Source organism: Caulobacter sp. 602-2 (assembly GCF_011043625.1).
GTDB lineage: Bacteria > Pseudomonadota > Alphaproteobacteria > Caulobacterales > Caulobacteraceae > Caulobacter.
Genome location: NZ_JAAKGT010000003.1, coordinates 14,122 through 40,750, shown reverse-complemented (window position 1 = coordinate 40,750; position 26,629 = coordinate 14,122). Strand labels below are relative to the sequence as shown.

The 26,629-nt window shown below is 68.9% G+C and carries 31 protein-coding genes; 19 read left to right on the top strand and 12 right to left on the bottom strand.

Annotated features, from left to right (window positions below; genetic code table 11):
- Positions 1-57: 57 nt before the first annotated feature.
- From G5B46_RS08285 to G5B46_RS08270, 4 genes are all read left to right on the top strand, one after another.
- On the top strand, positions 58-483 hold the full coding sequence (locus tag G5B46_RS08285; RefSeq protein ID WP_165257679.1) for a TadE/TadG family type IV pilus assembly protein: 426 nt from the start codon (positions 58-60) through the stop codon (positions 481-483).
- 3 nt (positions 484-486) lie between these two features.
- Positions 487-2,133 (top strand): pilus assembly protein TadG-related protein, encoded by a 1,647-nt coding sequence (locus G5B46_RS08280; RefSeq protein WP_205691565.1) that lies wholly within the window; start codon positions 487-489, stop codon positions 2,131-2,133.
- A gap of 38 nt (positions 2,134-2,171) precedes the next feature.
- Positions 2,172-2,522, top strand: a complete 351-nt coding sequence (locus G5B46_RS08275; RefSeq protein WP_240903411.1) for a hypothetical protein — start codon at positions 2,172-2,174, stop codon at positions 2,520-2,522.
- Positions 2,523-2,618: 96 nt separating this feature from the next.
- Positions 2,619-2,972 (top strand): PilZ domain-containing protein, encoded by a 354-nt coding sequence (locus tag G5B46_RS08270; RefSeq protein WP_165257677.1) that lies wholly within the window; start codon positions 2,619-2,621, stop codon positions 2,970-2,972.
- 74 nt (positions 2,973-3,046) lie between these two features.
- Here the strand turns inward: G5B46_RS08270 and G5B46_RS08265 are convergent, their stop codons facing one another.
- The 5 genes from G5B46_RS08265 to G5B46_RS08245 all read right to left on the bottom strand — a co-directional run bounded on the left by G5B46_RS08265 (position 3,047) and on the right by G5B46_RS08245 (position 10,239).
- Complete coding sequence (locus G5B46_RS08265) at positions 3,047-3,478, bottom strand: helix-turn-helix domain-containing protein (protein WP_058348070.1); 432 nt, start codon at positions 3,476-3,478, stop codon at positions 3,047-3,049.
- Positions 3,479-3,589: 111 nt separating this feature from the next.
- A complete protein-coding gene (locus tag G5B46_RS08260; protein ID WP_165257675.1) occupies positions 3,590-4,411 on the bottom strand; it encodes an acyl-homoserine-lactone synthase in 822 nt (273 codons plus the stop codon).
- Positions 4,412-4,685: 274 nt separating this feature from the next.
- Positions 4,686-5,414 carry a LuxR family transcriptional regulator gene (locus tag G5B46_RS08255; protein ID WP_165257674.1) on the bottom strand — a complete coding sequence of 243 codons (729 nt, stop codon included), beginning with the start codon at positions 5,412-5,414 and terminating at the stop codon, positions 4,686-4,688.
- A 167-nt stretch (positions 5,415-5,581) separates the two neighbouring features.
- The gene (locus tag G5B46_RS08250) at positions 5,582-7,105 is read right to left on the bottom strand and encodes a response regulator (protein ID WP_165257672.1); all 1,524 of its coding nucleotides are present in this window, start codon (positions 7,103-7,105) and stop codon (positions 5,582-5,584) included.
- A gap of 143 nt (positions 7,106-7,248) precedes the next feature.
- Positions 7,249-10,239 (bottom strand): TonB-dependent receptor, encoded by a 2,991-nt coding sequence (locus tag G5B46_RS08245; RefSeq protein ID WP_165257670.1) that lies wholly within the window; start codon positions 10,237-10,239, stop codon positions 7,249-7,251.
- A 474-nt stretch (positions 10,240-10,713) separates the two neighbouring features.
- On the opposite strand from G5B46_RS08245, the gene queC reads away from it, so the two are divergent.
- From queC to G5B46_RS08220, 5 genes are all read left to right on the top strand, one after another.
- Entirely contained in the window at positions 10,714-11,457 is a 744-nt protein-coding gene (gene queC / locus G5B46_RS08240; protein WP_165257668.1) for a 7-cyano-7-deazaguanine synthase QueC, read from the top strand.
- Complete coding sequence (queE, locus tag G5B46_RS08235) at positions 11,454-12,086, top strand: 7-carboxy-7-deazaguanine synthase (RefSeq protein ID WP_165257666.1); 633 nt, start codon at positions 11,454-11,456, stop codon at positions 12,084-12,086. Before queC ends, queE begins: the two co-directional genes overlap by 4 nt.
- Before the next feature lie 71 nt (positions 12,087-12,157).
- Entirely contained in the window at positions 12,158-12,526 is a 369-nt protein-coding gene (locus tag G5B46_RS08230) for a 6-carboxytetrahydropterin synthase (protein ID WP_109099966.1), read from the top strand.
- A 209-nt stretch (positions 12,527-12,735) separates the two neighbouring features.
- Complete coding sequence (locus G5B46_RS08225) at positions 12,736-13,212, top strand: recombinase family protein (protein WP_165257665.1); 477 nt, start codon at positions 12,736-12,738, stop codon at positions 13,210-13,212.
- A 65-nt stretch (positions 13,213-13,277) separates the two neighbouring features.
- Entirely contained in the window at positions 13,278-13,673 is a 396-nt protein-coding gene (locus G5B46_RS08220; protein WP_165257663.1) for a YciI family protein, read from the top strand.
- 3 nt (positions 13,674-13,676) lie between these two features.
- On the opposite strand, the gene G5B46_RS08215 is transcribed toward G5B46_RS08220, so the two are convergent.
- Positions 13,677-13,910 (bottom strand): hypothetical protein, encoded by a 234-nt coding sequence (locus tag G5B46_RS08215; RefSeq protein ID WP_165257662.1) that lies wholly within the window; start codon positions 13,908-13,910, stop codon positions 13,677-13,679.
- A 204-nt stretch (positions 13,911-14,114) separates the two neighbouring features.
- Between G5B46_RS08215 and G5B46_RS08210 the strand changes: the two genes are divergently transcribed.
- Positions 14,115-14,330, top strand: coding sequence for a hypothetical protein (locus tag G5B46_RS08210; protein WP_165257661.1), 216 nt, complete (start codon positions 14,115-14,117; stop codon positions 14,328-14,330).
- A 158-nt stretch (positions 14,331-14,488) separates the two neighbouring features.
- Here the strand turns inward: G5B46_RS08210 and aroC are convergent, their stop codons facing one another.
- The 4 genes from aroC to argH form a co-directional block, all read right to left on the bottom strand.
- A complete protein-coding gene (gene aroC, locus G5B46_RS08205) occupies positions 14,489-15,616 on the bottom strand; it encodes a chorismate synthase (protein ID WP_165257659.1) in 1,128 nt (375 codons plus the stop codon).
- A gap of 99 nt (positions 15,617-15,715) precedes the next feature.
- Positions 15,716-16,981, bottom strand: a complete 1,266-nt coding sequence (gene lysA / locus G5B46_RS08200) for a diaminopimelate decarboxylase (protein ID WP_165257658.1) — start codon at positions 16,979-16,981, stop codon at positions 15,716-15,718.
- Positions 16,982-17,116: 135 nt separating this feature from the next.
- Positions 17,117-17,431, bottom strand: a complete 315-nt coding sequence (locus G5B46_RS08195) for a hypothetical protein (protein WP_165257656.1) — start codon at positions 17,429-17,431, stop codon at positions 17,117-17,119.
- Entirely contained in the window at positions 17,428-18,846 is a 1,419-nt protein-coding gene (gene argH, locus G5B46_RS08190) for an argininosuccinate lyase (protein WP_165257655.1), read from the bottom strand. The genes G5B46_RS08195 and argH overlap by 4 nt, the downstream gene beginning before the upstream one ends.
- Here argH and G5B46_RS08185 point away from each other — a divergent pair, their 5' ends adjacent.
- The 6 genes from G5B46_RS08185 to G5B46_RS08160 all read left to right on the top strand — a co-directional run bounded on the left by G5B46_RS08185 (position 18,847) and on the right by G5B46_RS08160 (position 23,217).
- On the top strand, positions 18,847-19,467 hold the full coding sequence (locus G5B46_RS08185) for a TlpA disulfide reductase family protein (RefSeq protein ID WP_165257653.1): 621 nt from the start codon (positions 18,847-18,849) through the stop codon (positions 19,465-19,467).
- Entirely contained in the window at positions 19,464-20,204 is a 741-nt protein-coding gene (locus tag G5B46_RS08180; RefSeq protein WP_165257652.1) for a GNAT family N-acetyltransferase, read from the top strand. The genes G5B46_RS08185 and G5B46_RS08180 overlap by 4 nt, the downstream gene beginning before the upstream one ends.
- Positions 20,205-20,283: 79 nt before the next feature.
- On the top strand, positions 20,284-20,811 hold the full coding sequence (locus G5B46_RS08175; protein WP_165257650.1) for a CcdC protein domain-containing protein: 528 nt from the start codon (positions 20,284-20,286) through the stop codon (positions 20,809-20,811).
- Between the two features lie 186 nt (positions 20,812-20,997).
- Positions 20,998-22,218, top strand: coding sequence for an acyltransferase (locus G5B46_RS08170; protein ID WP_165257648.1), 1,221 nt, complete (start codon positions 20,998-21,000; stop codon positions 22,216-22,218).
- Positions 22,219-22,250: 32 nt separating this feature from the next.
- Positions 22,251-22,895: a hypothetical protein gene (locus G5B46_RS08165; protein WP_205691563.1), complete on the top strand. Its 645-nt coding sequence runs from the start codon at positions 22,251-22,253 to the stop codon at positions 22,893-22,895.
- A 7-nt stretch (positions 22,896-22,902) separates the two neighbouring features.
- Positions 22,903-23,217: a transcriptional regulator gene (locus tag G5B46_RS08160; RefSeq protein WP_165257644.1), complete on the top strand. Its 315-nt coding sequence runs from the start codon at positions 22,903-22,905 to the stop codon at positions 23,215-23,217.
- On the opposite strand, the gene gluQRS is transcribed toward G5B46_RS08160, so the two are convergent.
- Both gluQRS and G5B46_RS08150 read right to left on the bottom strand, forming a co-directional pair.
- A complete protein-coding gene (gene gluQRS / locus G5B46_RS08155) occupies positions 23,214-24,053 on the bottom strand; it encodes a tRNA glutamyl-Q(34) synthetase GluQRS (RefSeq protein ID WP_165257643.1) in 840 nt (279 codons plus the stop codon). The genes G5B46_RS08160 and gluQRS overlap by 4 nt on opposite strands.
- A gap of 13 nt (positions 24,054-24,066) precedes the next feature.
- Complete coding sequence (locus G5B46_RS08150; RefSeq protein WP_165257641.1) at positions 24,067-24,687, bottom strand: TetR/AcrR family transcriptional regulator; 621 nt, start codon at positions 24,685-24,687, stop codon at positions 24,067-24,069.
- A 177-nt stretch (positions 24,688-24,864) separates the two neighbouring features.
- Here G5B46_RS08150 and G5B46_RS24365 point away from each other — a divergent pair, with 177 nt between their 5' ends.
- The 3 genes from G5B46_RS24365 (at position 24,865) to G5B46_RS08140 (ending at position 26,466) form a co-directional block, all read left to right on the top strand.
- Positions 24,865-24,978: a hypothetical protein gene (locus tag G5B46_RS24365; protein WP_240903410.1), complete on the top strand. Its 114-nt coding sequence runs from the start codon at positions 24,865-24,867 to the stop codon at positions 24,976-24,978.
- Between the two features lie 181 nt (positions 24,979-25,159).
- Positions 25,160-25,639, top strand: coding sequence for a transcription elongation factor GreA (gene greA / locus G5B46_RS08145; RefSeq protein ID WP_165257639.1), 480 nt, complete (start codon positions 25,160-25,162; stop codon positions 25,637-25,639).
- A gap of 242 nt (positions 25,640-25,881) precedes the next feature.
- The gene (locus G5B46_RS08140) at positions 25,882-26,466 is read left to right on the top strand and encodes a DNA-3-methyladenine glycosylase 2 family protein (RefSeq protein WP_165258331.1); all 585 of its coding nucleotides are present in this window, start codon (positions 25,882-25,884) and stop codon (positions 26,464-26,466) included.
- The last annotated feature ends 163 nt before the right edge of the window (positions 26,467-26,629 follow it).

Here is a 26,629-nt window from a genome sequence, read left to right as displayed (position 1 = left end):
GACAGCCAAGGTCGACTTACGCTCAGGGCGCAACCGAGAGGATGTGCGGAGGCGACCATGGACAAGCAGCAGTTCTTCCAGAGGTTTGGCGCGGATCGGGCGGGCACCGCCCTGGTCGAGTTCGCCCTCGTGTGTCCGATGCTCATCATCCTGGTGGTGGGGATGCTCGGCTGGGGGTCCTACTTCTGGATGGCTCACTCGGTGCAGCAGGTCGCCAACGACGCCGCGCGGGCGGCCGTGGCCGGGCTGACGGGGGCCGAGCGCGCCACGCTGGCCAAGGCCGCCGCGGCCGAGGGCGCCGCCGACTATGCCGGCCTCGACAGCGCCCTGGTGAAGACCACCGTCACCGAGCGTCCCGACCGCACCGTGGTGTCGGTCTCCTACGACGCCTCCAAGACCGTCGTTTTCGCCTTCGACAAGATCGCGCCGATGCCGTCGAGCATGATCACGCGCCAGGCCTCGGTTCGCCTGGGAGGCTACTGAATGATGCGTCATTGGCTTCGCAACCAGGACGGCGGCGTGGCGATCATCGCCGCGGCCGCCCTGACCGGGGGTGTCGGCCTGGCCGCCATGGCCGTCGACCTGGGCTCGGTCTATCTGCAATCGCGCCGCCTGCAGGGCGTGGCCGACCTGGCGGCGCTGGCCGCCGCCGGCGACATCGCCCGCGCCCAGGCCGCCGCCAACGCCACGGTCGAGGTCAACCCGATCGGCGGAACCACGAAGGCCAGCGTCGCCCGGGGCCGCTATGACCCCCGCGCCAAGGGCGGACCCAGCCAGCGCTTCCAGCCGAGCGAGGCCGAGCCGGACGCCGCCCGGGTCACGCTGGAAGGCGAGGCCAACCTCTTCTTCGCCCAGGCCCTGCTGGGCAAGAAGTCGATCCCGATCCGCCGCGAGGCGACCGCCACGCGCGCCGACCTGGCCAGCTTCTCGATCGGCACGCGCCTGGCCAGCCTGGACGCCGGGGTCGCCAACGCCCTGCTGACCGGCCTGACCGGCAGCAAGGTCAGCCTGTCGGTGATGGACTACGACGCCCTGGTCCAGGCCGATGTCGACCTGTTCGACTATCTCGACGCGCTCGACACCAAGCTGGGGATCAACGCCGCCAGCTATGACGACCTGCTGGCCACCAACGTTAAGACCGGCAAGGCCCTGTCGGTGCTGGCCGACGTGCTGAACGCCGCTGGCGACAGCCGCGCGGCCAGCGCCGCCACCGTGCTGGCCTCGGCCACCGCCGCGAGCGAGAGCGTCAAGCTCAGCACCCTGGTCGACCTTGGCCCCTACGGCGGCCAGGACCACGTGGCCGGCGGCTCCAGCGCCGGGATCGGCACCGACGCCATGCAGCTGGCCAACGCCATGCTGATGCTCAGCAACGGCGCGCGGCAGGTGCAGCTGGACCTGGGGACCGCCGTTCCGGGCCTGGCCGACGTCGACGCCTGGCTGGCCATCGGCGAGCCGATGAACAACTCGCCCTACATGACCGTCACCCAGGACAAGTCGGTGGTCATCCGCACCGCCCAGACGCGCCTCTATGTCGAGGCCAAGCTGCTGGGCTCGGGCATCCTGGGCGGCGTGGCGCAGGTCAAGGTGCCGCTGCTGGTCGAGCTGGCCTCGGGCGAGGCCAAGCTGGCCGCGCTGGACTGCAAGGCCCGCACGACCACCCTGGCGGTCAAGCCCAGCGTCGGCTCGCTGACCATCGGCCAGGTCGACACCAGCAAGCTGTCCAACTTCAAGGTCGGCCTGACCCCGACCAAGGGCCGCATCGTCCAGGCGCCGCTGTTCACGGTGGACGGCTCGTCCAAGGTCGACCTGGGCGGCGCGACGTTCCGCAACGTGGTGTTCAGCAGCGCCGACGTGAAGGCCGGCACGGTCAAGACCGTGAAGACCAACGACCTGGTCTCGACCACGGTGGCCACCCTGATCGGCAACCTGTCGCTGGACGTGAACCTGCTGGGCCTGCAGCTGGGCCTGGGCGAGTCTTCGATCCTGGCCGCCCTGAAGCCCGTGCTTTCTGCCGCCGCCGCGCCGCTGGACGTGGCGATCAACCGCCTGACCGCGCTGGTCGGCGTGGGCCTGGGCGAGGCCGACGTGCGCGCCAACGGCATGCGCTGCGGCGCCCCGGCCCTGGTGGCCTGATGATTTCGTACCTCGAGGAAGGAAAGCGTAGTTCAGTCATGTCCAGGAAGTCGTCGCAGCAGGGACCGGTCCAGTCGCAGGGGCAGGGGCAGTCGTGGCCGGGTCTGGGGGATGCGCCCGAGGACGCGCCCGCCGGGCCGTTCGGCCGCCGCGGGGTCTCCGACGCCGAACTCGCCACGCCGTCGGTGCTGCACTCGACCTTCCAGCCGCCCAGCATCCGCGCCCGCCTGCACGTGCTGTGCGCCCTCTACGCCCATACCCCGTCGCCGGCGCGCCGCCTGGAGCTGCTCGACAGCCTGGAGGGCCAGGTGCTGGAACTGGCGCACCTGATGGCGCTGGACCTGCTGAGCAATGGCTGGCGTCCCGAGCCGGGACGCGACGCGGCCTGACCTGTCCCCCGAACCATCCACGGCCAAGCTTAGGTAAACGACGGAAAAACCGTCTAAGCCGACGACCGATTAACCGCGCCATGCGTTGTTGGGGTCATGTCGAGGTTTGATTCAGGCTCGGGGGACGATCGCCGCGCTTCGCCGCGCCTGAACACCAACAGGTCGGGCAAGGTGCTGTGCGGCGCCTTCGCCTGGGACTGCGTGATCAAGGACGTGTCCGACGGCGGCGCCCGCATCCTGATGCTGTCGGGATCGACCCCGCCGACCAACGTGCAGCTGATCGACCTGGTCGGCGGCTTCGCCCACGACGTGAAGGTGGCCTGGCGCAAGGATCGTGAACTGGGCCTGACCTTCCTGCGCAGCCATGACCTGCGCGGCCTGGCCCCGGCCAGCCTGCAGACGGCCAAGCGGATCTGGCTGGCGGCCCAGAGCCGCGCCAGCACCGGCTGAGCATATCCCATAGAAAAAGCCTCGCCTGGGGGGAGGCGAGGCTCTTCTAAGCTTTTACTCGGTGATCGCGAGGATCAGGCGTCGGCGCGGGCGGCTTCCTCGGCCATGGCGCGGACGAGGTCCAGCACCTGGCGGCGGACGCGGCCGCGGTTGATCTTCGGGAACACTTCGGCCAGTTCCAGGCCTTCCGGCGTGGTCAGGAATTCCTGGACGACGCGTTCGGCGTGGTGACCGACTTCATCCTCTTCGGCGCCGCTCATCGGGTCGGCCAGGCCGTCGAAGAAGAAGGAGACCGGCACCTGAAGGGTGCGGGCGATCTCGTACAGTTTCGAAGCGCTGACGCGGTTGGCGCCACGCTCGTACTTTTGGACCTGCTGGAACGTCAGGCCCAGGGAATCGGCCAGTTGCTCCTGGCTCACGCCCAACAGCTTGCGACGCATACGGACTCGACCGCCGACGTGCAGATCGACCGGGTTGGGTCGCCGGCCTTCGGTTTCTTCACTCAACTTTTTCGCCTCCAACGGTTGTTTGTGTAAAATGACACGACCGGGACGTTGGCGATAGCCGAGCTAGGGCAGGTGCGGCGCTACGTCGCTGAGGTGGAGCTTGAGCTCCGCCTAAGCGTTAAGCTGAAACTCCGATTTCTGGCCGCGATCGTTCCAGATCCGTCGAGCCTGGCCGCTGGCGTCGTGCAAGCGGTACAGCGCTTCGGCGGAAAGGGTTTCGTCACGCTCCGAACCCGGAAGAATCTGGGGCGTCATCGCCCGCAGCACCTGACGCTGCACGGCGGCGAGATCGCCGAAAGCCCGCAGGTCGAGTTCGTCGACGTGATAGCCGACCGTCGATTCGATGGCGATCGATTCGCGGACCCGTTGAAGCAATTCTTTCGACAGGAGAATTTCCGAACCGGCGACGACGCCGAACTCGTAGGGGCGCGGCAGGCCGACCAGGCGCGTGTCGATCGGCGAGTTCATGATGCCGGGGTAGAGCGCCATGTCGATCATGCCCACGAAGCGGGTCACGTTGTTGACCAGCGCCAGCTCCATGGCCGCGGCCCAGGCCTCGAACACCCGGGTCCCCCGACCCGGACCCTTCTTGGCGCGATAGGCCTCGGTCGTGAACAGGCGGCTGGCTTCCCAGACGTCGCAGCCCTTCTTGGGCGTCTCGCCGGGAGCGATCAGGTGGGCGAACTTGTCGGCCAGCATGCAGCGGTCGTCGGTGGGCCGCAGGCGCAGGCCGACCTCCAGCTGCATGTCTTCGTCGAAGCCCAGCAGATAGATGGCGCGGGAGTCGTCGTAGTCGTCGACCTCTCCGCCATCGAGCACGACCAGGTCGACCCAGCCGTTCTTCTCGACGCACTGCTTGCGGCGTTCCTCGTGCATGGCCCACAGCTGGGGCCCGTAGAGGTGGCGGTTCTCGCAGGTGATGATGTGGATCATGGCTGTCCCCCGTTCTGGACAGCCCGCATTAGGCGGTATGATCCGCCCAATCGCCGATAGGCCAAACGGCCTATGCGACGCGCCGCCCCAGTCCGTGCGGCCATTACCAATGAGTGGAGGGGGCGCTTCTGTGCGCTGACGCACACCTTGGCGCAAAAGGGCTTCGCCAGGCAACGCGACGCACGCGCCAAGCGATATGTCGAACATCTAACAGATGATCGACACGCATTCAAGGTTGTGAAACTTCATATTCCAGCCTTGCGCGCGTAGGCGCTCAGCCGGCCTTCAGCAGGCCCAGCTCGCCGGCCTTCATCACCGCTTCCTGCCGCTTGACCACGCCCAGGCGCTTCTTGGCGGCTTCGATGTGATGGTGGACGGTGCGGGGCGACAGCTTGAGGATCGCGCCGATCTCCCAGTCGGTCTTGCCGCGGCTGGCCCAGTACAGGCACTCGGCCTGGCGCTCGGAGATCACGCCGTAGTCGGGCTTGTCGTCCTGCATTTCCCAGTGCTTGAGCATGATGGTGCCGAACACCGTGGCCAGGCTCTCGACCACGGCGCGGTTGGCCGGGTCGGTGTCGGGCGCGGCGGTCGACATGCGGATCAGCACCTCGTGGCCGGCCGGGCCGAACACCCGCACCACATAGCCGTCGTTCATGCCGAACTCGGAGGCCTCGCCCCACATGGCCTGGGCGCGCTGGTCGCCCAGGGGCTTGGCGTCGGACCAGGCGAAGGACTTGCTGGATTTCAGCAGCAGCTTGACGCAGGGGTCGTGGACGACGTGGCGCTCGCCCCAGTAGCGGGCGTCCCAGGCCTCGAAGTCCTGGCGCGACAGGGCCGGCGGCTCCTTGCCGTAGCGCTCGGCGTTGACCAGGGTGGCGGCGAAGCGGTCGTAGCCGAAGGCGGACAGGGCGCGCCCGAAATGCGCTTCGACATCGGCCGGCGCATCATAATGCGGCGCCTTGCTCAGGAACTCCCAAGCCTGCTGTTCGGCCGAATTCAACACGAGGCTATCGTCTCCCGCTCCCTCATCAACTTAGAGCTACCCTGGCGATAGCGCCAGTAGCGGCGTCGATGTGTCGCGGGTTTTACTCAAGGCAACACTAGGGACAACTTCCCGTAGTTGCGCTTTCTCAAAAGTTGAGGCGATCGTATACTGACCGGATGGGTCGGTCAGGCGGCTTCCTGCTCGTCCTCGCCGCCCAAGAGGGCGCTCAGCACGATGGCCAGGCGCTCGGGCTTGATCGGCTTTTCGACCACGTCCTGCATGCCGGCGGCCAGATAGACGGCGACGTCCTCGGGGCCGGCGTTGGCGGTCAGGGCGACGATCGGCGCCGCGCCGGCCGGGCCGGACAGCTCGCGGATGGCGCGGGTGGCGGCCACCCCGTCCATGCGCGGCATCTTGATGTCCATCAGGATCAGGTCGAAGCGGCCCGTGCGGGCGGCCTCGACGGCCTCGACGCCGTCGGCGACCTGCTCGGAGGTGCAGTCGAACATCTCGCACAGCGCTTCGGCGACCATGCGGTTGGTGGCGTTGTCGTCGACGATCAGGATGTGGGCCGGGCGGGCCGAGACGCTGATGTCCTCGTCCTGGACGGTTTCGACCTGCGCGGCCGGGGCGGTGAGGGCGAAGCGCAGGGTCAGGCCCGCGCCGCGGTTGGGCTCGGCGCGCACCTGGCCGCCCATCTCGCGCAGCACGCGGTGAGCCAGGGCCATGCCGACGCCCAGAGCCATCTCGGCCCGATCGTCCATGCGGCCTTCGCCCAGCGGGTCGAACACGCGGGCCAGGCGTTCCTCGGCGGTGACCGAGGCGGCGTTGTCGCGCACGTCGCCTTCCAGGCGCAGGCGACCGTCGTCGAGGCGGGCCCGCAGGCTGGCCTCGATGACGCCGCGGCCGTGGGCCAGGGCGCCGTCGATCAGCGCGTCGAACACCTGCAGCAGGCGAGAGGGATCGACCAGGGCTGCGGCCTCGGGATCGCCGTCGTAGGAGAACAGAAGGGTCGAGCCGCCCTCGGCGGCGCGCGGCGCCCAGCGGGCCTCGACCGCGTCGGCCAGGTCGCGCAGGCGGGTCGGTTCGGGCGACAGCGCCAGGCCGCCGGTGGCGGCGCGGTGCAGGTCCATGGCCCGGCCGAGGATCTCGCTCATGTCGCGGCTGGTGTCGCTGATGGCGCGCACGCAGGCGGCCGCGTCGGGCGCCAGGCGCTGCTGTTCCAGCCGGTCGGTGAAGGCCTGGACGCCGTCCAGGTGCAGGCCGATGTCGTGCGCCATGCGCTCGACCAGGCCCATCGCCTCGCGGGCTTCGCGCTGCTTGCGGCGGTGCGAGGCCAGCAGCGAGGCCAGGCCGCCGACGCCGGCGTAGAGCCCCTCGTCATCGACGGCGACGAAGGCGGTGCGGAAGACGGGAGTGGCGCTCTGAGCCAGGGCGTCGACGAAGACGCCGGGCTCCATCGACACGCGCACGCTGCGCGGGTCGGGGTCCATGATCTCCGAGACGGGGCGTTCGTTCAGGTGCTCGGCGGCGACCAGCATCTGGCCGACGAAGACGTCGCGATAGACCAGGCCGATCGGCGCGCCGTCCTGCGTCACCGCCAGGGCGGCGAGGGCTGGTTCGCTCGCGAAGATCTCCAGCACCATCCTGCAGGTGATGCTTGGGTCGACCGGATCGCGGCGATCGATGAGGCGGGCGAGCGTTTCCATGCGGCCGGGGGCTGGGCGTCGGGGAATTCACAGCTTGGACGACTTGGCCTTGCAGAGTCGTTAAGTCACAGCGCTGAAAGCAAAAGGGGCGGCGGATTTGCATCCGCCGCCCCCCTTCTCGAGCCGATCCGGCCCGATCAGGTTCACCAGGTCTTGGTCAGGCTGACCCCGTAGAGGCGCGGTTCCAGCGTGTAGACATTGGTGAACAGGCCCGAGGTGTCGTCGGTGGTGTAGGCGTCGGTGATCGGCGTCTTGTTCAGCAGGTTCTTCACATAGGCGTCGATCGACAGGCCAAGCTCCGGCTTCTCGATCTTGAGCGTCAGGTTGACGTTCTCCCAGGATTTCAGCCGGTCGTACTCGGTGTTGTAGATGCGGGCGTACTGCTCGCTCTGGCGGTAGTAGTCGCCGCGCACGGTGGCGGCCCAGCCCGACGGCAGGTCGAAGGTGTACTGGGCGCCCAGCGACAGGGTCCAGTGCGGCGAGTTGGGCAGTTCGTTGCCCGACAGGTCGGCCGCGCGGCCGTCGATCGAGGCCCCGGCGGCGTAGTTGTAGAGGCCCGTGCTGTTGGCCAGGGTGTTGGCCGTCAGCGCCACGGTGACGAGGCCGGTGGCCTGGGCCGGGGTGAAGCCTTGCGAGATCAGCGCCCCGGCCAGGGTCGAGGCCCCAGCCGCGGGGCCCCCGGCCGCCGCCAGGATGGTCTGGACCGCCGTGGCCTGGGCCGCGGTCAGGCCCGCGCCGCCCGAGGCGGTGGGCAGGGTGTAGAGGGTGTTGGCCAGGTTGCTGTAGTAGCTGCTGGCGCCCGTGCCGGGACCGGCGCAGGCCAGCGGCAGGGTGCCGCCCAGCCCCGCCCCGATGATCGTGGCCACGCCGGCGGTGGTCAGCACGCAGTTGCTGCCCAGGGCCGCGGTCGGCCGGGCCGCCTTGACCAGGGTCAGGGCCGGGTCGCTCTGGGTGCGGTTCATGACGTCGATCGAGGTGACGCCCTTGCCGATCTCGGTGTTGAGGTAGCCGACATTGGCGTTCAGGCGCAGGCCCTTGACCGGCTGCCACAGGGTTTCCAGCTCGACGCCCCAGACCTTGGCGTCGATGTTCTCGTTGACCGAGGTGCGGTTGACGATCTTCGAGATCTGGTAGCCCTGGTAGTCGTAGTAGAAGCCCGTGGCGTTCAGCAGCAGGCTGCCGCCCAGCAGGGTGTTCTTGGCCCCGATCTCGTAGGCGTTGACGAATTCCGGCTGGTAGGTCGCCGCCACGCCGGCCACGCCGATGGCCCCCGGCGGGTTGGCGCCGCCGCCCTTGTAGCCCTTGGAATAGAAGGCGTAGAGCAGGGTCTCGTCGGTGAACGGCAGGTTGGCCTTGTAGTCGAAGCCCAGGCGGCCGGTCAGTTCCTTGAAGTCCGACTTCTGCTGCGCCGGTGTGCCGGTGATCAGGCCGTAGCCGGGGGCGAGCAGGGCGGTCGAGATGTTGTCCGAGGTCTTCTTGTCGTGGGTCTGGCGCAGGCCGAGGGTGAACTTCAGGTCCTCGCTGGCCTGCCAGTAGACCTCGCCGAACAGCGCCGTGGCCTTCAGGTGATAGGGCGTGCGGTTGTCATAGTAGTTGTGGCCCTCGCCCGTCGGATTGGCTGAGGTGTCGATGCCGATGCAGTTGGCCGTGGTCAGCGGGTTGCAGTTCGGATTGCCGGTGTTCTGGAAGTTCAGCGCCAGGGCCGAGATCGTCAGGCCGTTCGACACCACGTAGTAGTCGGTGGTCCCGCGGTAGTCGAAATAGATGCCGCCGATGTTGAAGTTGACCGGCCCGTCGAAGGCCGACTGCAGGCGGAATTCCTGGCTGATCTGCTTGGCGTTGGATTTCGAGATGTCGTAGGTCAGGAAGGTGTTGGCCGTCCCGGTCTGCGGATCGCTGAAGTTGCCGCCCGGCGTCAGGGCCGTGTTGTTGAACGTGCCCGGCGAGATGTTCCGGAAGTAGTCCTGCTTGGAATAGATGTCGCCCGTGCTGATCGAGCTCAGCGACGTGAAGGTCAGCTGGTCGGTGATGTCGTAGGCGAAGTTGAACTGGTAGACGTCCGAGGTCGACCGGTAGATCGGGTCGAAGCGGGTCTCGATCTCGCGCAGGTCCTTGGTCACCGTGTCGCCGGCGTTCAGGTCGCCGCTGGTGAAGCCCACCAGGTTGCCCAGCACGCCGTACAGCGTGCCCGAGGTGTTGACCGTGCCGTAGGCGGCGTTGCTGTAGAGGCTGGCCGAGGCGCAGCCCTGGGTCAGGTAGCGGCGCGACGTGCCGGTGGCGACGCCGCCGACCGTGGCGGGGCCGTCGTCCTTGGTGCACAGCTGCTTGCCGATGCGGGCGCGGTTGTCGTCTTCCTTGAAGTGCTCCCACATCAGGTTGACGCGCAGACGCTCGTTCGGGTTCACCGCCAGGCTGATGCGGGTGGAATAGAGGTCGCGGTCGTCGACCTTGTGGCCGTTGAAGGTATTGGTGACGAAGCCGTCGCGCTGCACCAGGGCGCCCGCGATGCGCAGGGCCATCTTCTCCTCGACGATCGGGATGTTGACCATCCCGCGCAGCTTCTTGGTGTCGTAGTTGCCGTACTCGGCGCGGCCCAGGGCCTCGAAGCGGTCGGACGGCTTGGCGGTGATGATGTTGACGACGCCGCCGGTGGCGTTGCGGCCGTACAGCGTGCCCTGCGGGCCGCGCAGCACTTCCACCCGCTCGACGTCGTAGAACTCGGCCTCGAACAGGTTGCTGGCCTGGAGGGGCGCGTTGTTGACGTGCACGCCCACGCCGCTGTCGGCCGAGACGCCGACGCCCTTGGAGCCGATGCCGCGGATCTGGAAGTTGAAGCTGTTGGTGAAGTTGCTCTTGCCGAAGCTGACGTTCGGAATGGCCTGCTGCAGGTTGGGGCCGCCGTCGATCTTCTGGGCTTCCAGGCTGTCCTGGCTGAAGGCCGAGACCGCGATCGGCACGTCCTGGAGGGCTTCCTCCTTCTTCTGGGCGGTGACGACCAGTTCCTCGATCACGTTGTCGGAGGCCGGCTTGGCCGGAACCTGAGTCTGGGCGAAGGCCGGGGCGGCCACGGCGGTCAGCACGGCGGCGGAAGCGCCCATGGCCAAGAGGCGCCGCAAGCGCGGGGTCTGCGTCATTCGAAATCCCTCCCTGGACGCGATGACGCCTTGTTGGCGGCCCCTATCCGCGTCCCGTTGTTTCCTCGTCGCCGCACGTTTTCATTGTCGTATCTCCATTGCGGAGATCGGCGCGCAGGTGTCCGGCAGACCTGCTTCGGCTTTGCGAGATTGCATACTTGCGTTCTTTGGCTGTCAACTGGCGGCGCTGTAAGTAAACAGCGATAGGTTACGGCTTTTAACTTTCCGCAACGTCACCCTATTGTTCAAAGTTCGCGTTTTCGCAGAAATTAGAAAAACGGGTGTATCGCCTGACGCAACGTCAGGCGTGGAGACATGCTGAATACAGCGAGGAAATCCGCTCCCCCGCACCGGGTATCTTGGCTCATTCCCGTAAAAGGTACAGCGCAAAACGATGTTTGCTGAGCGCGGCGGCCGTCGCGTGTCCATGCGCCGCCGTTCCAGCCGGGGGCAAGGTCGTGTAGAGGAGCGGGCATGTCCGCATCCCTCACGCCTTCCGCGCCCTCCGGCGCCGCCCTGGTGCTGTTCTCCGGCGGCCAGGACTCCAGCGTCTGCCTGGCCTGGGCGCTCGAGCGCTATGCTCGCGTCGAGACCCTGGGCTTCGACTACGGCCAGCGCCATTCGGTCGAGATGGAGGCCCGCCAGGCCGTCCGTCACCAGGTCGCCGCCCGCTTCCCGCACTGGGCCGATCGCCTGGGCGAGGACCACGTGCTCGACATCAGAAGCTTCGGCGCCGTGGCCCAGTCGGCCCTGACCGCCGACCGCGCCATCGAGATGACCGAGCGGGGCCTGCCGTCGACCTTCGTGCCCGGCCGCAACCTCGTGTTCCTGATCTACGCCGCGGCCCTGGCCGACCGCCGGGGCATCGACGCCCTGGTCGGCGGCATGTGCGAGACCGACTTCTCGGGCTATCCCGACTGCCGCCGCGACACGCTGGACGCCATGCAGAGCGCCATGAACCTGGGCATGGACCGCAACTTCAGCGTCGAGACGCCGCTGATGCACCTGACCAAGGCCCAGACCTGGGCCCTGGCTAAGCAGCTGGGCGGCGAGGATCTGGTCGACCTGATCGTGGTCGAGAGCCACACCTGCTACCAGGGCGAACGCGGCGAGCTGCATCCGTGGGGTCACGGTTGTGGCGAATGCCCCGCCTGCGAGCTGCGCGAGAAGGGCTACGCCGAATGGGACGCGGCCGGGCGCGAGGCGCTGGTCTCGTGACCTATTCCGTCAAGGAGATCTTCCTCACCCTGCAGGGCGAGGGCGGCCAGGCGGGCAAGGCCGCCGTGTTCTGCCGCTTCTCGGGCTGCAACCTGTGGACCGGCCGCGAGCAGGACCGCCACAAGGCCGTCTGCACCTTCTGCGACACCGACTTCGTCGGCACCGACGGCGAGGGCGGGGGCAAGTTCGCCACCGCCGACGCCCTGGCCGCGGCCGTCGAGGCCGCCTGGACCGGCGGTCCGGACGACCGCCTGGTGGTCTGCACCGGCGGCGAGCCGCTGCTGCAGCTGGACGCGGCGATCGTCGAGGCGCTGCACGCGCGCGGCTTCCAGATCGCCATGGAGAGCAACGGCACCCTGCCGGCCATCGACGGCATCGACTGGATCTGCGTCAGCCCCAAGGCCGACGCCCCCGTGGTGCAGACCTCGGGCCAGGAGCTGAAGCTGGTCTTCCCACAGGAAAAGGCCATGCCCGAGCGCTTCGCGGACATGGATTTCGAGCGCTTCTACCTGCAGCCGATGGACGGCCCGGACCGCGACAGGAACACGCAATTGGCCGTCGCCTATTGCCTTGCCCACCCCAAATGGCGTTTAAGCGTCCAGACACACAAGTATCTCGGCCTGCCCTGATGGATAGGGCGCTCGGTTTGGTGACAGGACCGCGCGCTAGAGCCTCCCAGGCCTAGTCATAAAAGAAGTCCATGTCCGAACCCGTCTTCGAGATCACGAAGGCCGCGCATTTCGATGCGGCCCACTACATTGAGCAAGGCCCCGGCGATCACCGCTATCGCCGCCTGCACGGCCACTCGTTCCGCGTCGAGGCCAGCGTCAAGGGCGTCATGCAGCCGGCCGGGTGGGTCGCCGACCTGGAAAGCCTGGACGTCGCGCTCAAGGCCGTCGCCACCGAGCTCGACCATGGGCTGCTCAACGACCGCCCGGGGCTGGAAAGCCCGACCCTGGAGCGCATCTGCCTCTATTTCGCCGAGCGCCTGAAGCCGCAGTTCCCCGGCCTGTCGCGCGTGGTGCTGTCGCGCCCGACCATCGGCGAGAGCTGCGCGCTGACGCTGTAAGGGAAGCTCCCCCTCTGGGGAGGCGGCTGAAGGCCGGCGGGGGGACGTTTTCAGCTTCTGAAACGTCGGTCGATCTCACAACAACTCCCCCCACCGATCGCTTCCCCCAGAGGGGGAGGTTCCTCGTCGCCGCGTTCGTTTATCCCCGACTTTGACGCCGTCGCCCCCTTTCGCGGCGGCGCGGAGTTCGCCACACACGCGGCATGCGCATGATCGGCTACTTCCGGGTCCCGCCCGTTCGGGGCGCGACCTTCGACGGACCCCTGGCGGACAAGCTGACGGCGGCCGGCTGCCAGGCGCTGCACCACGACGCCTGCTACGCCCTGGCGGTGCACAAGCCGGGCCTGGAGGCGGCCATCGCCTCGGCCAGGCCGGGCGACCTGCTGGTGGTTCCCAGCCTGCACGCCTTCGCCGCCCACATCGTCGACCTGCTGCAGGTCATGGGCAAGCTGCAGGCGGCGGGCGTCTATCTGATGAGCCTGGGCGAGGGCATCGACACCCGCATGCCGGGCGGCTTCTTTCCGGTCTGCGCCCAACTTCTGCAGTTCAACGACCAGACCCGCATGGTCCGCACCGCCGAGGAGAAGATCGTGCGCCTGGGCCGCCCGCGTCCCGCGCCGTCCGAGGCGCCGGGCGACGAGGAGCCTGCGTCGGAAGCGGTCGTAGAGTCGCCGCCGGAGGCCTGAGGGCTCTTTTCAGAGAACGCTGGTCGCGATACCCCTCGCGTCACCAACGACCCGGGAGACCCGCCGTGCTCTACGCCATCCTCTGCTACAACGACCAGGATCTGGTCTCGGGCTGGACCAAGGCCGAGGACGAGGCGGTGATGGCCAACCTGTCGGTGGTCCACGACCGGCTGTACGCCGAGGGCAAGCTGGGTCCCGCCGGGCGCCTGGGCTTCACCGGCTCGGCCAAGACCCTGGTCAAGGGCCAGGAGCCGCCGGTGGTGATGGACGGACCCTACGCCGAGACCAAGGAAGCGATGCTGGGCTTCTACATCGTCGACTGCGCCTCGATGGACGAGGCCCTCGACGTGGCCCGCGCTCTGGGCGAGGCCAATCCGACCGGCGCCTACGAAATCCGGCCGCTGTCGCTCTACCTGCAGGGCGTAGCGGTCGGCGACCAGGTCCCGCAGGCGGCGGAGTAGGGGTCAGCGGCCGCGCTGGGCCTTCTTCCACTCGCGGAACTCGCGCTTTTCGCGGTCCTTCTTGCTTTCGCCGGGGATGATCGCCTTGCCGGTTCCGACGGCGACCTTGCCGGCCGTGCCGACCACGGCCCCGGTCGCGCCGACGACGGCGCTTCCGGCCGCTGCGGCCAGGCAGCCCTGGGCGCCGACGGCGATCGCCAGCAGGGCGGGAACGAGAAGCAGGCGGGAAGCGCGCATGAAGAAAACTCGCGGAACGAAGGTCCGCAGGTTCTAGCCGATCAAAGGTTTACGATCTCCGCGACCAGAAGACGCTGTCGTCTGGCCGACAGTTCTTGTGGCGAAAATGCGTCGGCGCAGCTTGCTTAATATTTGTAAACAAAAAAGTCAGGAACGAGTCCGAATGTTCGGCGCTTCTTCTGTCGAAAGGCAGAGACCCGACCGATGCCCCGCCGCGAAGACATGATCAAACAGGAGGCCCAGGCGCTGTGGCGAGAGCTGCACGGCGAGCCGGTCCCCGATCTCAGCGGCGCCGAACTGCTCGACCGGATCTGCGGCGGCCTCGACATCGTCGACTACGACCGCGTCCAGTCGCCTTTCCTGCGATCCTCGATGATCACCCGCCCGGAAGACTGGCGCGAACGCCAGGGGCGGGGATAGGGCTTCCGTGTCCTCCCCCTGAAGGGGGAGGTGGCCCGAAGGGCCGGAGGGGGAAGTGTCCTGTGAGGTTGGAGCGGCTGCTGAAACAGCAATCTCTTCCCCCTCAGTCGGCTTCGCCGACAGCTCCCCCTTCAGGGGGAGCGTTCTGAAGAATGTCCTCAGACCCGCTCGCCGCCGCCGCCCGGCAGGAACGCGCCGCCGCCGGTCTGGGCGCGATGGCGCAGGAAAGCGTCGGCCAGCACGCAGGCGGTCATGGCTTCCACCACCGGCACGCCGCGAATGCCCACGCAGGGGTCGTGGCGGCCCTTGGTGCGCAGGTCGATCTCCTGCCCGGCCTCGTTGAGGGTCTGGCGGGGGATCAGGATCGACGAGGTCGGCTTGAAGGCCACGCGGGCCACCACCGGCTGGCCGGTCGACAGGCCGCCCAGCACGCCGCCGGCGTGGTTGGACAGGAACTCCGGCTCGCCATTGGGGCCAAGACGCATCATGTCGGCGTTGTCCTCGCCGGTCAGGGCGGCGCTGTCGAAGCCCTCGCCGATCTCGACGCCCTTGGCGGCGTTGATCGACATCAGGCCCGCGGCCAGTTCGGCGTCGAGCTTGCCGTACAGCGGCGCGCCCCAGCCGGCCGGCACGCCGGTCGCTTCGACTTCGACGACGGCGCCGGTCGAGGAGCCGGCCTTGCGGATCTTCTCCAGGTGCTCTTCCCACACCGGGATGATCGCCGCGTCGGGCGACCAGTAGGGGTTTTCCTGCGTCTGCGCCCAGTCCCAGTTGGCCCGGTCGATCTTGTACGGACCGATCTGCACCAGCGCCGCGCGCACCGTGACGCCCGGGATCACCAGCCGCGCCACCGCGCCGGCCGCCACCCGCGCGGCGGTCTCGCGCGCCGAGCTGCGCCCGCCGCCGCGATAGTCGCGCACGCCGTACTTGGCGAAGTAGGGATAGTCGGCGTGGCCAGGGCGGAAGGCCTGGGCGATCTCGCCGTAGTCCTTGGAGCGCTGGTCGGTGTTCTCGATCATCAGGCTGATCGGCGTGCCGGTCGTGCGCTGGCCGCCGGTGCGCTCGTCCTCGAACACCCCCGACAGAATGCGCACCGCGTCCGGCTCCTGGCGCTGGGTCACGAACTTGCCGTTGCCCGGGCGACGCTTGTCGAGGAAGCCCTGGATCATCTCGGCCGTCAGCAGGATGCCCGGCGGCACGCCGTCGACGACGCAGCCGAGGGCGGGCCCGTGGCTCTCGCCCCAGGTGGTGACGCGGAACAGGTGACCGAAGGTGTTGTGCGACATGGCGAGGCTTCTAGCCCAAAGGGCGTTTGGGGGCGAGACTTTGCGGGCGGGGAGCGGGCAGGGTGGCGGCGCGCAAGAATTTGCCGCCGCCCGCCGCGGCTACACCCAGTCCGGAACCAGGTCCCGGGCCAGCATCTCGTCATAGGTCGGGCGCTTGCGGATCACGGCGTAGCGGTCGCCGTCGACCAGCACTTCGGGGATCAGCGGGCGGGTGTTGTATTCGCTGGCCATCGCCGAGCCGTAGGCGCCCGCCGACATGAAGGCCACCAGGTCGCCGGGACCGAACGGCGGCAGGGTGCGGTCGCGGGTGAAGGTGTCTCCGGTCTCGCAGACGGGGCCGACCACGTCGTAGACGCTCTCGCCGCTCTTGGGCTGAACGGGGCGGATGTCGTGGAAGGCGTCGTACATGGCCGGACGCACCAGGTCGTTCATGGCCGCGTCGATGACCAGGAACTTGCGGCCTTCCGGACGCTCGTGGACGTGGATCACTTCCGACACCATCACGCCGGCGTTGGCGGCGATGACGCGGCCCGGCTCGAAGGCCAGCTTCACCGGCAGGCCCTTGGTCACCTCGGCGACCATGGCGGCGAAGGCGGCCGGGGGCGGGGGCTCGGGGTGGTTGAAATAGGGCACGCCCAGCCCGCCGCCGAGATCCAGGCGCTCGACCGACAGGCTCTCGCCGATCAGCTTCTCGACCAGGCCCCGCATCTTGGTGAAGGCTTCGCGCATCGGCTCCAGGTCGACGATCTGGCTGCCGATGTGGCAGGCCACGCCGATCGGCTCGAGGGCGGCGTTGTTGCTGGCGTTGGCGTAGAGGCGCGCGGCCTCGGCGAACGAGACGCCGAACTTGTTCTCGGACTTGCCGGTGGCGATCTTGGCGTGACCGCCGGCGGCGACGTCGGGATTGACCCGGAAGGCGATCTTGGCCCGCACGCCCAGCTCGGCGGCGACGCTGGCGATCAGCTCCATCTCAGGCTCGGACTCGACGTTGATCTCGGCGACGCCGACCTTCAGGGCGAAGGCGATCTCGTCGCGCTTCTTGCCCACGCCGGAAAACACGATGCGCTCGCCGGGGATGCCTGCGGCCAGCGCCCGACGGACTTCGCCCTCCGACACGGTGTCGGCGCCGGCGCCCAGGTCGCCCAGCACCTTCAGCACGGCCACGTTCGAATTGGCCTTCACCGCATAGGCCACCAGCGGATCGACGACGCCGGCCTCGACCAGGGCGTCGCGGAACACCGTGAAGTGCCGCTCCAGCGTGGCGCGGGAGTAGACGTAGACGGGCGTGCCGACCTCGGCCGCGATCTTGGCCAGGGGGACGCCTTCGCAGGCCAGGCCCTCGGGGCCGTATTCGAAGTGGTTCACTTAAGGGGCTTTCGGTGTCGGTCGTGCGTCCTTCGAGGCTCGGCTGCGCTTCGCGCCTCAGGATGAGGAACTCAGCACAGGCCCTCCTCATCCCGAGGCGCCCGCGTTAGCGGGCCTCGAAGGACGCAGGGATTGTCAGTTCGGCGTCGAGGACGGGAAGCCGGCGGCGGACGGGCCGCCGAACGGGTCGGACGGCGCGCCGCGCAGCGGGGCCGCGCGGGTCGTGCGGTTGCTGGACGCCGGGTCGACGTTCTCCTGCACGCCGTTGGGGCGGGCCGGCTTGTTGGCCTGGGCCGAGGCCTCGCGACGCTTGGAGGCTTCGGCGGCCTTCTTTTCCGGACCCCACAGCGGCGCGGGGCGCTCCAGCTCGGCCTGCTTGCCGCAGGCGGAGAGGGCGGCGCCGGTCAGGCCCAGGGCGGCGATGGCGAGCAGCGTGGCGGGGCGGATCATGCCAGGGTTTCCTTCCAACGCGCGATCTGGGCGCGCACCTGGGCGGGGGCGGTCCCGCCATAGCTCATGCGGCTGGCCGCCGAGGCGGCCGGGGTGAGGACGGCATAGACCCCGTCGGTGATCCGCGGCTCGATGGCCTGGAACTCGGCCAGGCTCAGCTCGGCCAGATCCACGCCCTTGGTTTCCGCAGCCTTCACGGCCGAGCCTGTCACGTGGTGAGCGTCACGGAAAGGCATGTTCAGTTCGCGCACCAGCCAGTCGGCCAGATCCGTGGCGGTCGAGAAGCCGGCGCCGGCGGCGGCGGCCATCTTCTCGGTGTTCGGCGTCAGGTCGGCGATCATGCCGGCCATGGCCAGCAGGGACAGTTCCAGCGCGTCGAAGGCCTCGAAGGTCGGGACCTTGTCCTCCTGCATGTCCTTCGAATAGGCCAGCGGCAGGCCCTTCATGACCACGGTCAGGGTGGTGAGGCTGCCGAGGATGCGGCCGACCTTGGCGCGGATCAGCTCGGCCGCGTCGGGGTTCTTCTTCTGCGGCATGATCGAGCTGCCGGTCGTGAAGGCGTCGGTCAGCTTGATGAAGCCGAACATCGGCGTCGTCCACAGCACGATCTCCTCGGCCAGGCGCGACAGGTGCGTGGCGGTGATCGAGGCGGCCGACAGGGCTTCCAGTGCGAAATCGCGCGAGGAGACGCTGTCCAGCGAGTTGGCGGTCGGACGGTCGAAGCCCAGCGAGGCGGCGGTCTGGTGGCGGTCGATCGGGAAGGGTGAACCGGCCAGGGCCGCCGCGCCCAGCGGGCATTCGTTCATGCGGGCGCGAGCGTCGCGGAAGCGGCCGGCGTCGCGGCCGAACATCTCGACATAGGCCATCAGGTGGTGGCCGAAGGTCACTGGCTGGGCCGGCTGCAGGTGAGTAAAGCCCGGCATCAGGGCGTCGGCATAGGTCTCGGCCTGGGCCAGCAGGGCCTTCTGGAGGGCTTCCAGCTGGGCGGCCGAACGGTCGGCGGCGTCGCGCACCCACAGGCGGAAGTCGACGGCCACCTGGTCGTTGCGCGAGCGGGCGGTGTGCAGCCGGCCGGCCGTCGGGCCGATCAGCTCGCGCAGCCGCGCCTCGATGTTCATGTGGATGTCTTCGTACTCGTCGCGGAACGGGAAGGTCCCGGTGGTCAGTTCGTCCTCGATCCTGGCCAGGCCTTCGAGGATTTCCTCGCCGTCGCTGCTTGCAATGACGCCCTGGCTGATCAACATCCGCGCGTGGGCGCGGCTGCCCGCCAGGTCCTGCGCCCAAAGGCGCTTGTCGAAGCCGATGGAGACGTTGATCGCCTGCATCAGCTCGGCCGGCTTGGCCGAGAACCTGCCGCCCCACATGGCTTGGCCCTGGCCGTTCGCGGCGGGCGATTTGGAGGCGTTGTCGGTCATATGAGCGAAGTCCAGTCGGGTGGGCCGCAAAAGCGCGACGGTCTGAAATGGGCGATCGGCGCCGTCATGGTCGTCGGCGTCGTCGCGGTCCTATACGTCATCGCCCAGGCTTCGTTCAAACCCGCAGAGCTCGCTGACCTCAAGGAATTCAAGAAGGGGTCTTTAGCCAAGCTGGACGTGCCGGCCCAGCCGCGCGCCGCGCCGACCACCGTGTTCACCGACATGGACAACCAGCCCCACACCCTGGCCGACTTCAAGGGCCAGGTCGTGGTCATGAACCTGTGGGCCACCTGGTGCGGGCCCTGCAAGAAGGAGATGCCCACCCTGGCCAAGCTGGCGGGCACCTACGCCGCCCAGCCGCTGAAGGTGCTGCCGATCAGCGTCGACCGCGACAGCGACGTCAACCTGATCCAGGCCGAGATGGCCGCGAACCGGCCGCTCGTCTCGTTCCGCGACAAGAGCTACAAGATGTCGTTCGACCTGCAGCCGCGCGCCGTCGGCTATCCGACCACGGTGATCTACGACAAGCAGGGGCGCGAGCGGGCCCGCATCGCCGGCGAGGCCGACTGGTCCAGCCCCGAGGCCCGCGGCCTGGTCGAAGCCCTGCTGGCCGAGAAGTGAGCCCCGAGACTCTGGAGCCCATCGCCGACTCGGCCTGGCCTGCCCGGGAGCGCGGGCGCCTGGGCGGCTGGCGGCTCAACGCCACCGACGGCTTCTCGCTGCGTATCAACGCCTGCTGGCCGCTGGGCGAGCCGGACCGCGATCCCGAGGGGGCCATCGACGCGGTCGAGGCCTTCTACGCCGCACGCGGCCTGCCGGTTCGCTTCAAGCTGACCGACGGGGCGACGGCGCCGGCGGATCTGGCCGAGCGGCTGGAGCGGCGCGGCTATGCCTCGCACGGCGAGACGCTGCTGATGACCGGGCAGGTCGCGGGTGGCGCCGACGCCGAGGTGGTGCTGTCGGCCGATCCCGACCCGGCCTTCGAGGCCCTGCTGGTCGCCTCGGCCAAGGGGAACGCCGCCGACGCGCGCGAACGGCTGGAGGCCCTGGGGCGGATTCCCGCGCCGGCCCGGTTCGCCCGCCTGGTCCTGGACGGCCGCACGGCGGCCCTGGGCGCCTGCGCTGTCGACGGCGAGGCCGTGGGGATCTTCGGCATGCGCACGGATCCGGACTTCCGCCGTCGGGGCCTGGCCCGCCGGGTGCTGGACGCGCTGCTGGCCGAGGCGTCCTCGCTGGGGGCGCGGACGGCCTATCTGCAGGTCGAGGAAGCCAACGCGCCCGCCATCGCCCTCTACGCGGCGCGCGGTTTTTCGACCGCCTACCGTTATCGCTACTGGAGCCGGCCCGCCCGCGATTGACGGGGCATGGCTTTTCGGTTGCTCATCGCGGCAGGGGGCGCGGCGAGTGGATGCCGCGCGTTTTCGGGGGAAATCGGTCGTGGATCACGGCAATCAGAAACTGATCGGCTATGGCGTCACGGCGGTGGTGGTGGCCATCGTCTTCGTCCTGCGCTTCCGCTCGATGAGCAAGGAGCGCCGGCTGAAGCTGGAGTTCATGTGGATCCTGCCGGCGGTCATGGTCGTGGCGACCGTGTTCCTGTTCATGCAGTTCACGCCGCACGGAACCGACTGGCTGTGGTTGGCGGCGATCTTCGCGGTGGGCGCGACGATCGGCTGGTGGCGCGGCCGCCTGATCCCGATCGCCATCGACCCGGACACGCACGAGCTCAACACCAGGCCCTCGCCGGCGGCGATCCTGTTCCTGCTGGGCATCTTCGTCGTGCGCTTCGCCCTGAAGACGGTGTTCGAGGCCGAAGCCGAGGCCTGGCACATCAGCGCCGTGCTGCTGACCGACGGCTTCGTGGTGCTGGGCGTGGGCCTGTTCGGCGTCTCGCGCCTGGAGATGGCGCTGCGGGCGATCGGCCTCCTGCGTCAGGCCCGCGCCGCCAAGGCTGCGGCGGCCTAGGGGCAATACCCCTTCATCGTCATCCCGGCTCTGCGGATCGCTGGCGCGGTCCTTCGGCCGGGATGGCGAACTTGGTAAGCTCACCCTCCTCACGTCCGCATGAAAACATCGTTCTCTAACTTGTTTACAAAACAAACTAGTTGATCCATGGTCGCCGCCAACCTCGACGGGAGGGGGAGGCAAGCCATGCATGCGCCGCTCAGCGCTTCGGACAAGTCAGCGAAGATGGCCGTCGGCGACGGCCGCAACGCTCCGGTCGGCGCCCTGCGCGCCTTCGTCACCCTGCTGGTGATCTTTCACCACATGGCGATGACCTATCACCCGTACGCGCCGGCCCCGAAGGCGTTCGACGCCCAGCCGATCCTGTGGACCGCCTTTCCGGTCGTGGATCCGCAGAGGGTGGGGGCGTTCGGGATCCTGACGCTGGTCAACGACATGTTCTTCATGTCGCTGATGTTCTTCATCTCGGGCCTGTTCGTCGCCGACGGCCTGCGAAGCAAGGGCGCGGGCGGCTTCCTGAAGGGGCGGGCCCTGCGCCTGGGGATCCCGTTCGTGATCAGCGCCGCCCTGCTGGCCCCCCTGGCCTACTATCCGGCCTGGCTGCAGTCGGGCGGGGCGCCGTCGCTAGCAGCCTTCGCCAGCGCCTGGACCAGGCTGCCGTTCTGGCCGGCCGGTCCTGCCTGGTTCCTGTGGGTGCTGCTGGCCTTCGGCGCCGTCGCGGCGGGGGCCTACGCCATCGCGCCAGGGCTGCTAGATCGGCTGGCGCGTCTGGGCGCGGGCGCCGAGCGCAAGCCCGCGCGGTTCTTCTGGGGGCTCGTGCTGGTCAGCACCCTGGCCTACCTGCCGCTGTCGATGACCACGCCGTTCGGCCACTGGACCATGATCGGCCCGTTCACGGTCCAGACGGCGCGCATCGGCCACTACCTCGTCTACTTCCTGGCCGGGATAGCCGTCGGCGCGGCGGGCGTCGGCCTTGGCCTGACAGACCCCGGCGGCAAGCTGGCCAAGCGCTGGTGGGCCTGGCAGCTGGCGCCGGTCCTGCCGATCATCGGCGGCGTGGCGACCCTGATCGTGGCCTTTTCGCCCAACCCGCCGCCGCGACCCTTCCTCGACGTCTTCGGCGGCTTGATGTTCACCCTGGCCTGCGCCGCGCTGTCTTTCGCCGCCCTGTCGGCCTTCCTGCGCTTCGTGCGCCGGACGGGGGTCCTGGGCGCCAGTCTGCAGGCCAACGCCTACGGCATGTACCTGCTGCACTACGCCTTCACCTCGTGGCTGGCCTGGTTGCTGCTGCCGCAGGCCTGGGGCGGCCTGGCCAAGGGGGGCCTGGTGTTCGCCGGCGCGGTCGCGCTGAGCTGGCTTTCGACCATCGTCCTGCGCCGCACGCCGCTGTTGGGACGAATCCTGTGACCCTGCATGATGCCGCCGATGGAGCCGCGCCCATGAACGACAAGCTGAAGACGGTGCAGGACGACCTGGCCTTCCTGCGCGGCCTGGCCGAGGGCGGCGCGGACCGGGCCGGCCTGGGCGTCGCCGGCGGCGCGCTCTATGGCGCGGCGGGCCTGCTCTACGGCGTCCAGTGCCTGGTCTACGTCGCTCAGGAGAACGGCCTGGTGAGGCTGGGCGGGCTGGGCAACCTGATCCTGGCCTGGCTGCCGACGGTGATATTCCTGATCCTCATGACGATCGTCATCGTGGTCGAGCGCCGCAAGCCCAAGGCCGGGGTGACCCACCGGGCCATCAACGCCGCCTTCGCGGGCGCGGGCCTGGCCAATCTGGCGCTGATCATCGTCTTCGCGGTCGCGGCCGTGAAGAACCACGACTTCCGCTACTGGCTGTACCATCCGGCGGTGGTGTTCGTGCTGCAGGGCGCGGTCTGGTACGCGGTCTTCGCCCTGCGCAAGCGCGCCTGGATGCTGGCGGTCTCGCTGGGCTGGCTGGCCACGGGCGTGGGCATGGGCCTGCTGGTCGATCGCGCCGGCCTCTATCTGCTGATCGCGACCTTCGGCCTGTTCGCCTTCATGGCCGCGCCCGGCTTCTTCATGATGCGCCAGGCCATGGGCCGGCCCGCGGACCTGGGCGCCTGAGACGACCGTGGCGCCAAGGTTCGACATCAGCGGGCTCGACGACGTCATCCACGGCCGCGTGCGGCTGGGGGTGGTGGCCTATCTGGCCAGCGCCGAGGTGGCCGACTTCACCGAACTGAAGACCCTGCTCGAGGTCACCCAGGGCAATCTCTCCATCCACCTGCGCAAGCTGGAGGAGGCCGGCTATGTCTCGATCGACAAGAGCTTCGTGGGCCGCAAGCCGCTGACCCGCGTGCGCCTGACCGAGACGGGCAGGGCCGCCTTCGCCGGATACCTGCGGGCGATGGGCCAGCTGGTCGAGCAGGCCGGCGGCGCGGACTAGAGGCCCATCTCCGCCAGCAGGTCGCACGGCGTCACGCCGGCGGCGCGCAGTTCGCGCAGGGTCTGGGCCTTGTCGCGCTTGGCGTAGCGCTTGCCGTCGGGCCCCAGCAGCAGGCGGTGGTGGTGATAGGTCGGCGTCGGAAGGCCCAGCAGGGCCTGCAGCAGGCGCTGGATGTGGGCGGCCTCGAACAGGTCCACGCCCCGGATCACGTGGGTGACCCCCTGCAGGGCGTCGTCCAGCACCACGGCCAGATGATAGGCGACGCCGACGTCCTTACGGGCCAGCACGATGTCGCCGGCGGTCTCGGGACGCGCGGCGACCAGGCCGGTCTCGCCGCCCGGGCCGGCGCCCTCCTCGACGAAGGCCAGGTCGGCGAAGCCGCCCAGCGCCGCCTGGGCCGCGTCCAGCGACAGCCGCCAGGCGAAGGCTTCGCCGCGCGAGAGGCGCTCGGCTTCCTCGTCGGCGGGGAGCGGCGCACCGCGATAGGGGACGGCCGGCTCGTGCGGGGCGCGGCCGATGTCCAGCTCCTTGCGGGTCTTGAAGCAACGATAGACGAGACCGCGCTCGCGCAGGGCTTCGATGGCGGCGTGGTAGTCGGCCAGATGCTCGGACTGCCGGCGGACGGGCTGTTCCCAGGCAAGGCCCAGCCAGGCCAGGTCCTCCAGGATCGCCGCCTCGTATTCGGGGCGGCTGCGCGTGGCGTCGATGTCCTCGATCCGCAGCACGAAGCGGCCGCCGGCCTCCTGCGCGGCCTGGAAGGCCGTCAGCGCCGAGAAGGCGTGTCCGCGATGTAGGTAGCCGGTGGGGGAGGGGGCGAAGCGGGTGGTGAAGCTCATTCGCGGGGCGAGATCATCCGCGATCGAACTTGGCGAACATGCCCAGGTGGTCGAACACGGCCTTGAGGAACGCCTCTTCGCCGCCGAGCAGGGCTTTGAGGCTTTCGAACTGCTTGAAGCCGCTCATTTCCGCCAGGCCGTGGCCCGCGCACCAGGCCGCGATGGTGGCCAGCTCCAGGTCGATCTCGGAGACGCCATCGCCGGCGGCGTGGGCGATGGTGTTGCGCACCTGGCAGTAGGCGCCTTCTTCCTTCATCTGGTCGGGAAGGGCGTCCTTGTCGCGCGAGCAGTCGTACATCACGCGATAGAGCGCGGGGTTGTCGCGCGCGAAGGTGACGTAGGCCACGCCCAGGCTGGTCATCCGGCGGCGATCGTCGTCGCTTTCCTGGCGGGCCTTCATCAGGGCTGCGTCGAGCGCCACCCAGCCCTCGTGGGCCACCGCGTCGAGCAGTTGGCCCTTGTCCTTGAAGTGGTGGTAGGGCGCGGCCGGGCTGACGCCGGCCTCGCGCGCCACGGCTCGCAGGGACAGGGCGGCCGGGCCGTCGGTCTCCAGGATCCTGCGGGCGGCCTCGACGAGGGCGCGGCTCAGATCGCCGTGGTGATAGGGGCGGGCTTCGGGCTGGGCGAGAGTCATCGGCGGGCACTCTATCCCTTACGTAGCGAAAATCCATCCAAACAGCGTCAAGATATCTTGACGTCGACAAGATCCGTGTTATCTAAGCGTTGTTCAGATGGATCGGCCATCAAGAGACCGCCACTGAGCCACGCCGGCCGAGGGGGTCGGCGCGCACCAACTGCAAGGATGTGTGTCATGACCAGCCGTAGCTTCGAAGCCTTCGAAGGCCTCTTCGACCGCGTCGCCATCGGTTACTTCCTGGTTGCCGCCGTCGGCGTCGCCGGCGCCGTGCTGGCCATCGCGCTGTAAGGACGAAGATGTCCGATGCGGCCGCCCCGGCCTTGTCCGGGGGCGGCCGCCGGGGTGGCCCGTCCGCCCCCAATCTTGATCTGAGGGCCGCGCTCGGTCATAGCCGAGGCGGCGGAACGACCCGCGACATGCCGGGTTTCCGTCCGATGATCCTGCCGATTTCCTTTTCGCGAGCGCCCCTATGAGCGTGGCCTTCACCAAGGAAGGCGACGCCGAAGCGTTCGCCGCCGACCTTCCCGATCGTCCGATCTCGCAACATCCCAATCTCGTCACGCCCGACGGCATGGCGATGATCGAGGCCGAGTTCGTCGCCGCCCGCGCCGCCTACGCCGCCGCCCAGGCGGCCGGAGGCGTGGCCGACGACCGCACCGCCATGGCCCGCGCCACGCGCGATTTGCGCTATTGGTCGGCTCGCCGCGCCACGGCCCAGCTGGTCGAGCGCGACGCGGGACGGTCCAGCGTGCAGTTCGGCGACACGGTGACCTTCGACCGCGAGGACGGCCGCACCCAGACCTTCCGCATCGTCGGCGAGGACGAGGCCGACCCGGCCAAGGGCTCGGTGTCCTACGTCTCGCCCCTGGCCCGGGGCCTGATGGGCAAGGGCGTGGGCGACACCGCGACGGTGGCCGGCGGCGAGGTCGAGATCGTCTCTATCGGCTGAGGCCTTGCGTCCTTCGAGGCTCGCCTGCGGCTCGCAGCTCAGGATGAGGACCCTGGTCGCACTGACTTCCTCATCCTGAGGCGCCCGCGCCAGCGGGCCTCGAAGGACGCAAGACGCCCTCCGCAAGTTTCGGATTGCCAGCGCGACCCGGCGAGGGCTTCCTCGCCGCCGTGATCTCCGCTTCCGCTCCCACTCCCGGCCTGATCGCCGCCGCCCGCGCCCACCTGGCCGCCGCCGACCCGATGTTCGCCCGCCTGGAGGCGGTGACGCCGGTGTTCGAATGGCGCCTGCGGCCTGGCGGCTTTCCGGGCCTGGCCCGGATGATCGTCGAGCAGCAGATCTCGGTGGCGGCCGCCGCGGCGATCTGGGCGCGGGTTCAAGCGGGCCTGCCCGAGCTGACGCCCCAGGCCGTCATGGCGCTGGACGACCCGGCGCTGCAGGGCCTTGGCCTGTCGCGGCCCAAGGTGCGCTATCTGCGCGAGATCGCCGGCGCGCACCTGTCCGGCGCCTGCGACTTCGATGCGCTTAAGGCCATGCCCGACGCCCAGGCCGTCGCCGCCCTCGTGGCCATCAAGGGGATCGGGCGGTGGACCGCCGAGACCTTCCTGATGTTCTGCGAGGGGCGCATCGACGTCTTTCCCGGCGGCGACATCGCCCTGCAGGAGGCCATGCGCTGGGCCGACGGCCAGGACGCGCGTCCCAGCGAGAAGGCGGCCTATGTCCGGGCCGAGGCTTGGAAGCCCTATCGCGGGGTAGCGGCGCACCTTCTGTGGGCCTGCTACGGCGGCGTTCGGCGCGGAGAGATAGCACTCCAGCCCGTCGGCTGAACTTTCACAAGCTTCGTCTTGGTTCTGTCGCCGATTGGGATCATCCTTTCTGTGCGTCCGGGAATGAATGGCGATTCCCTGATTTGCGTAGGAAGGAGGCCCGTCTTCAGTCCGACCGCGTACCAGCTCCATAGGGACCTTTCGGGTCCCGGATTCGGGAGGC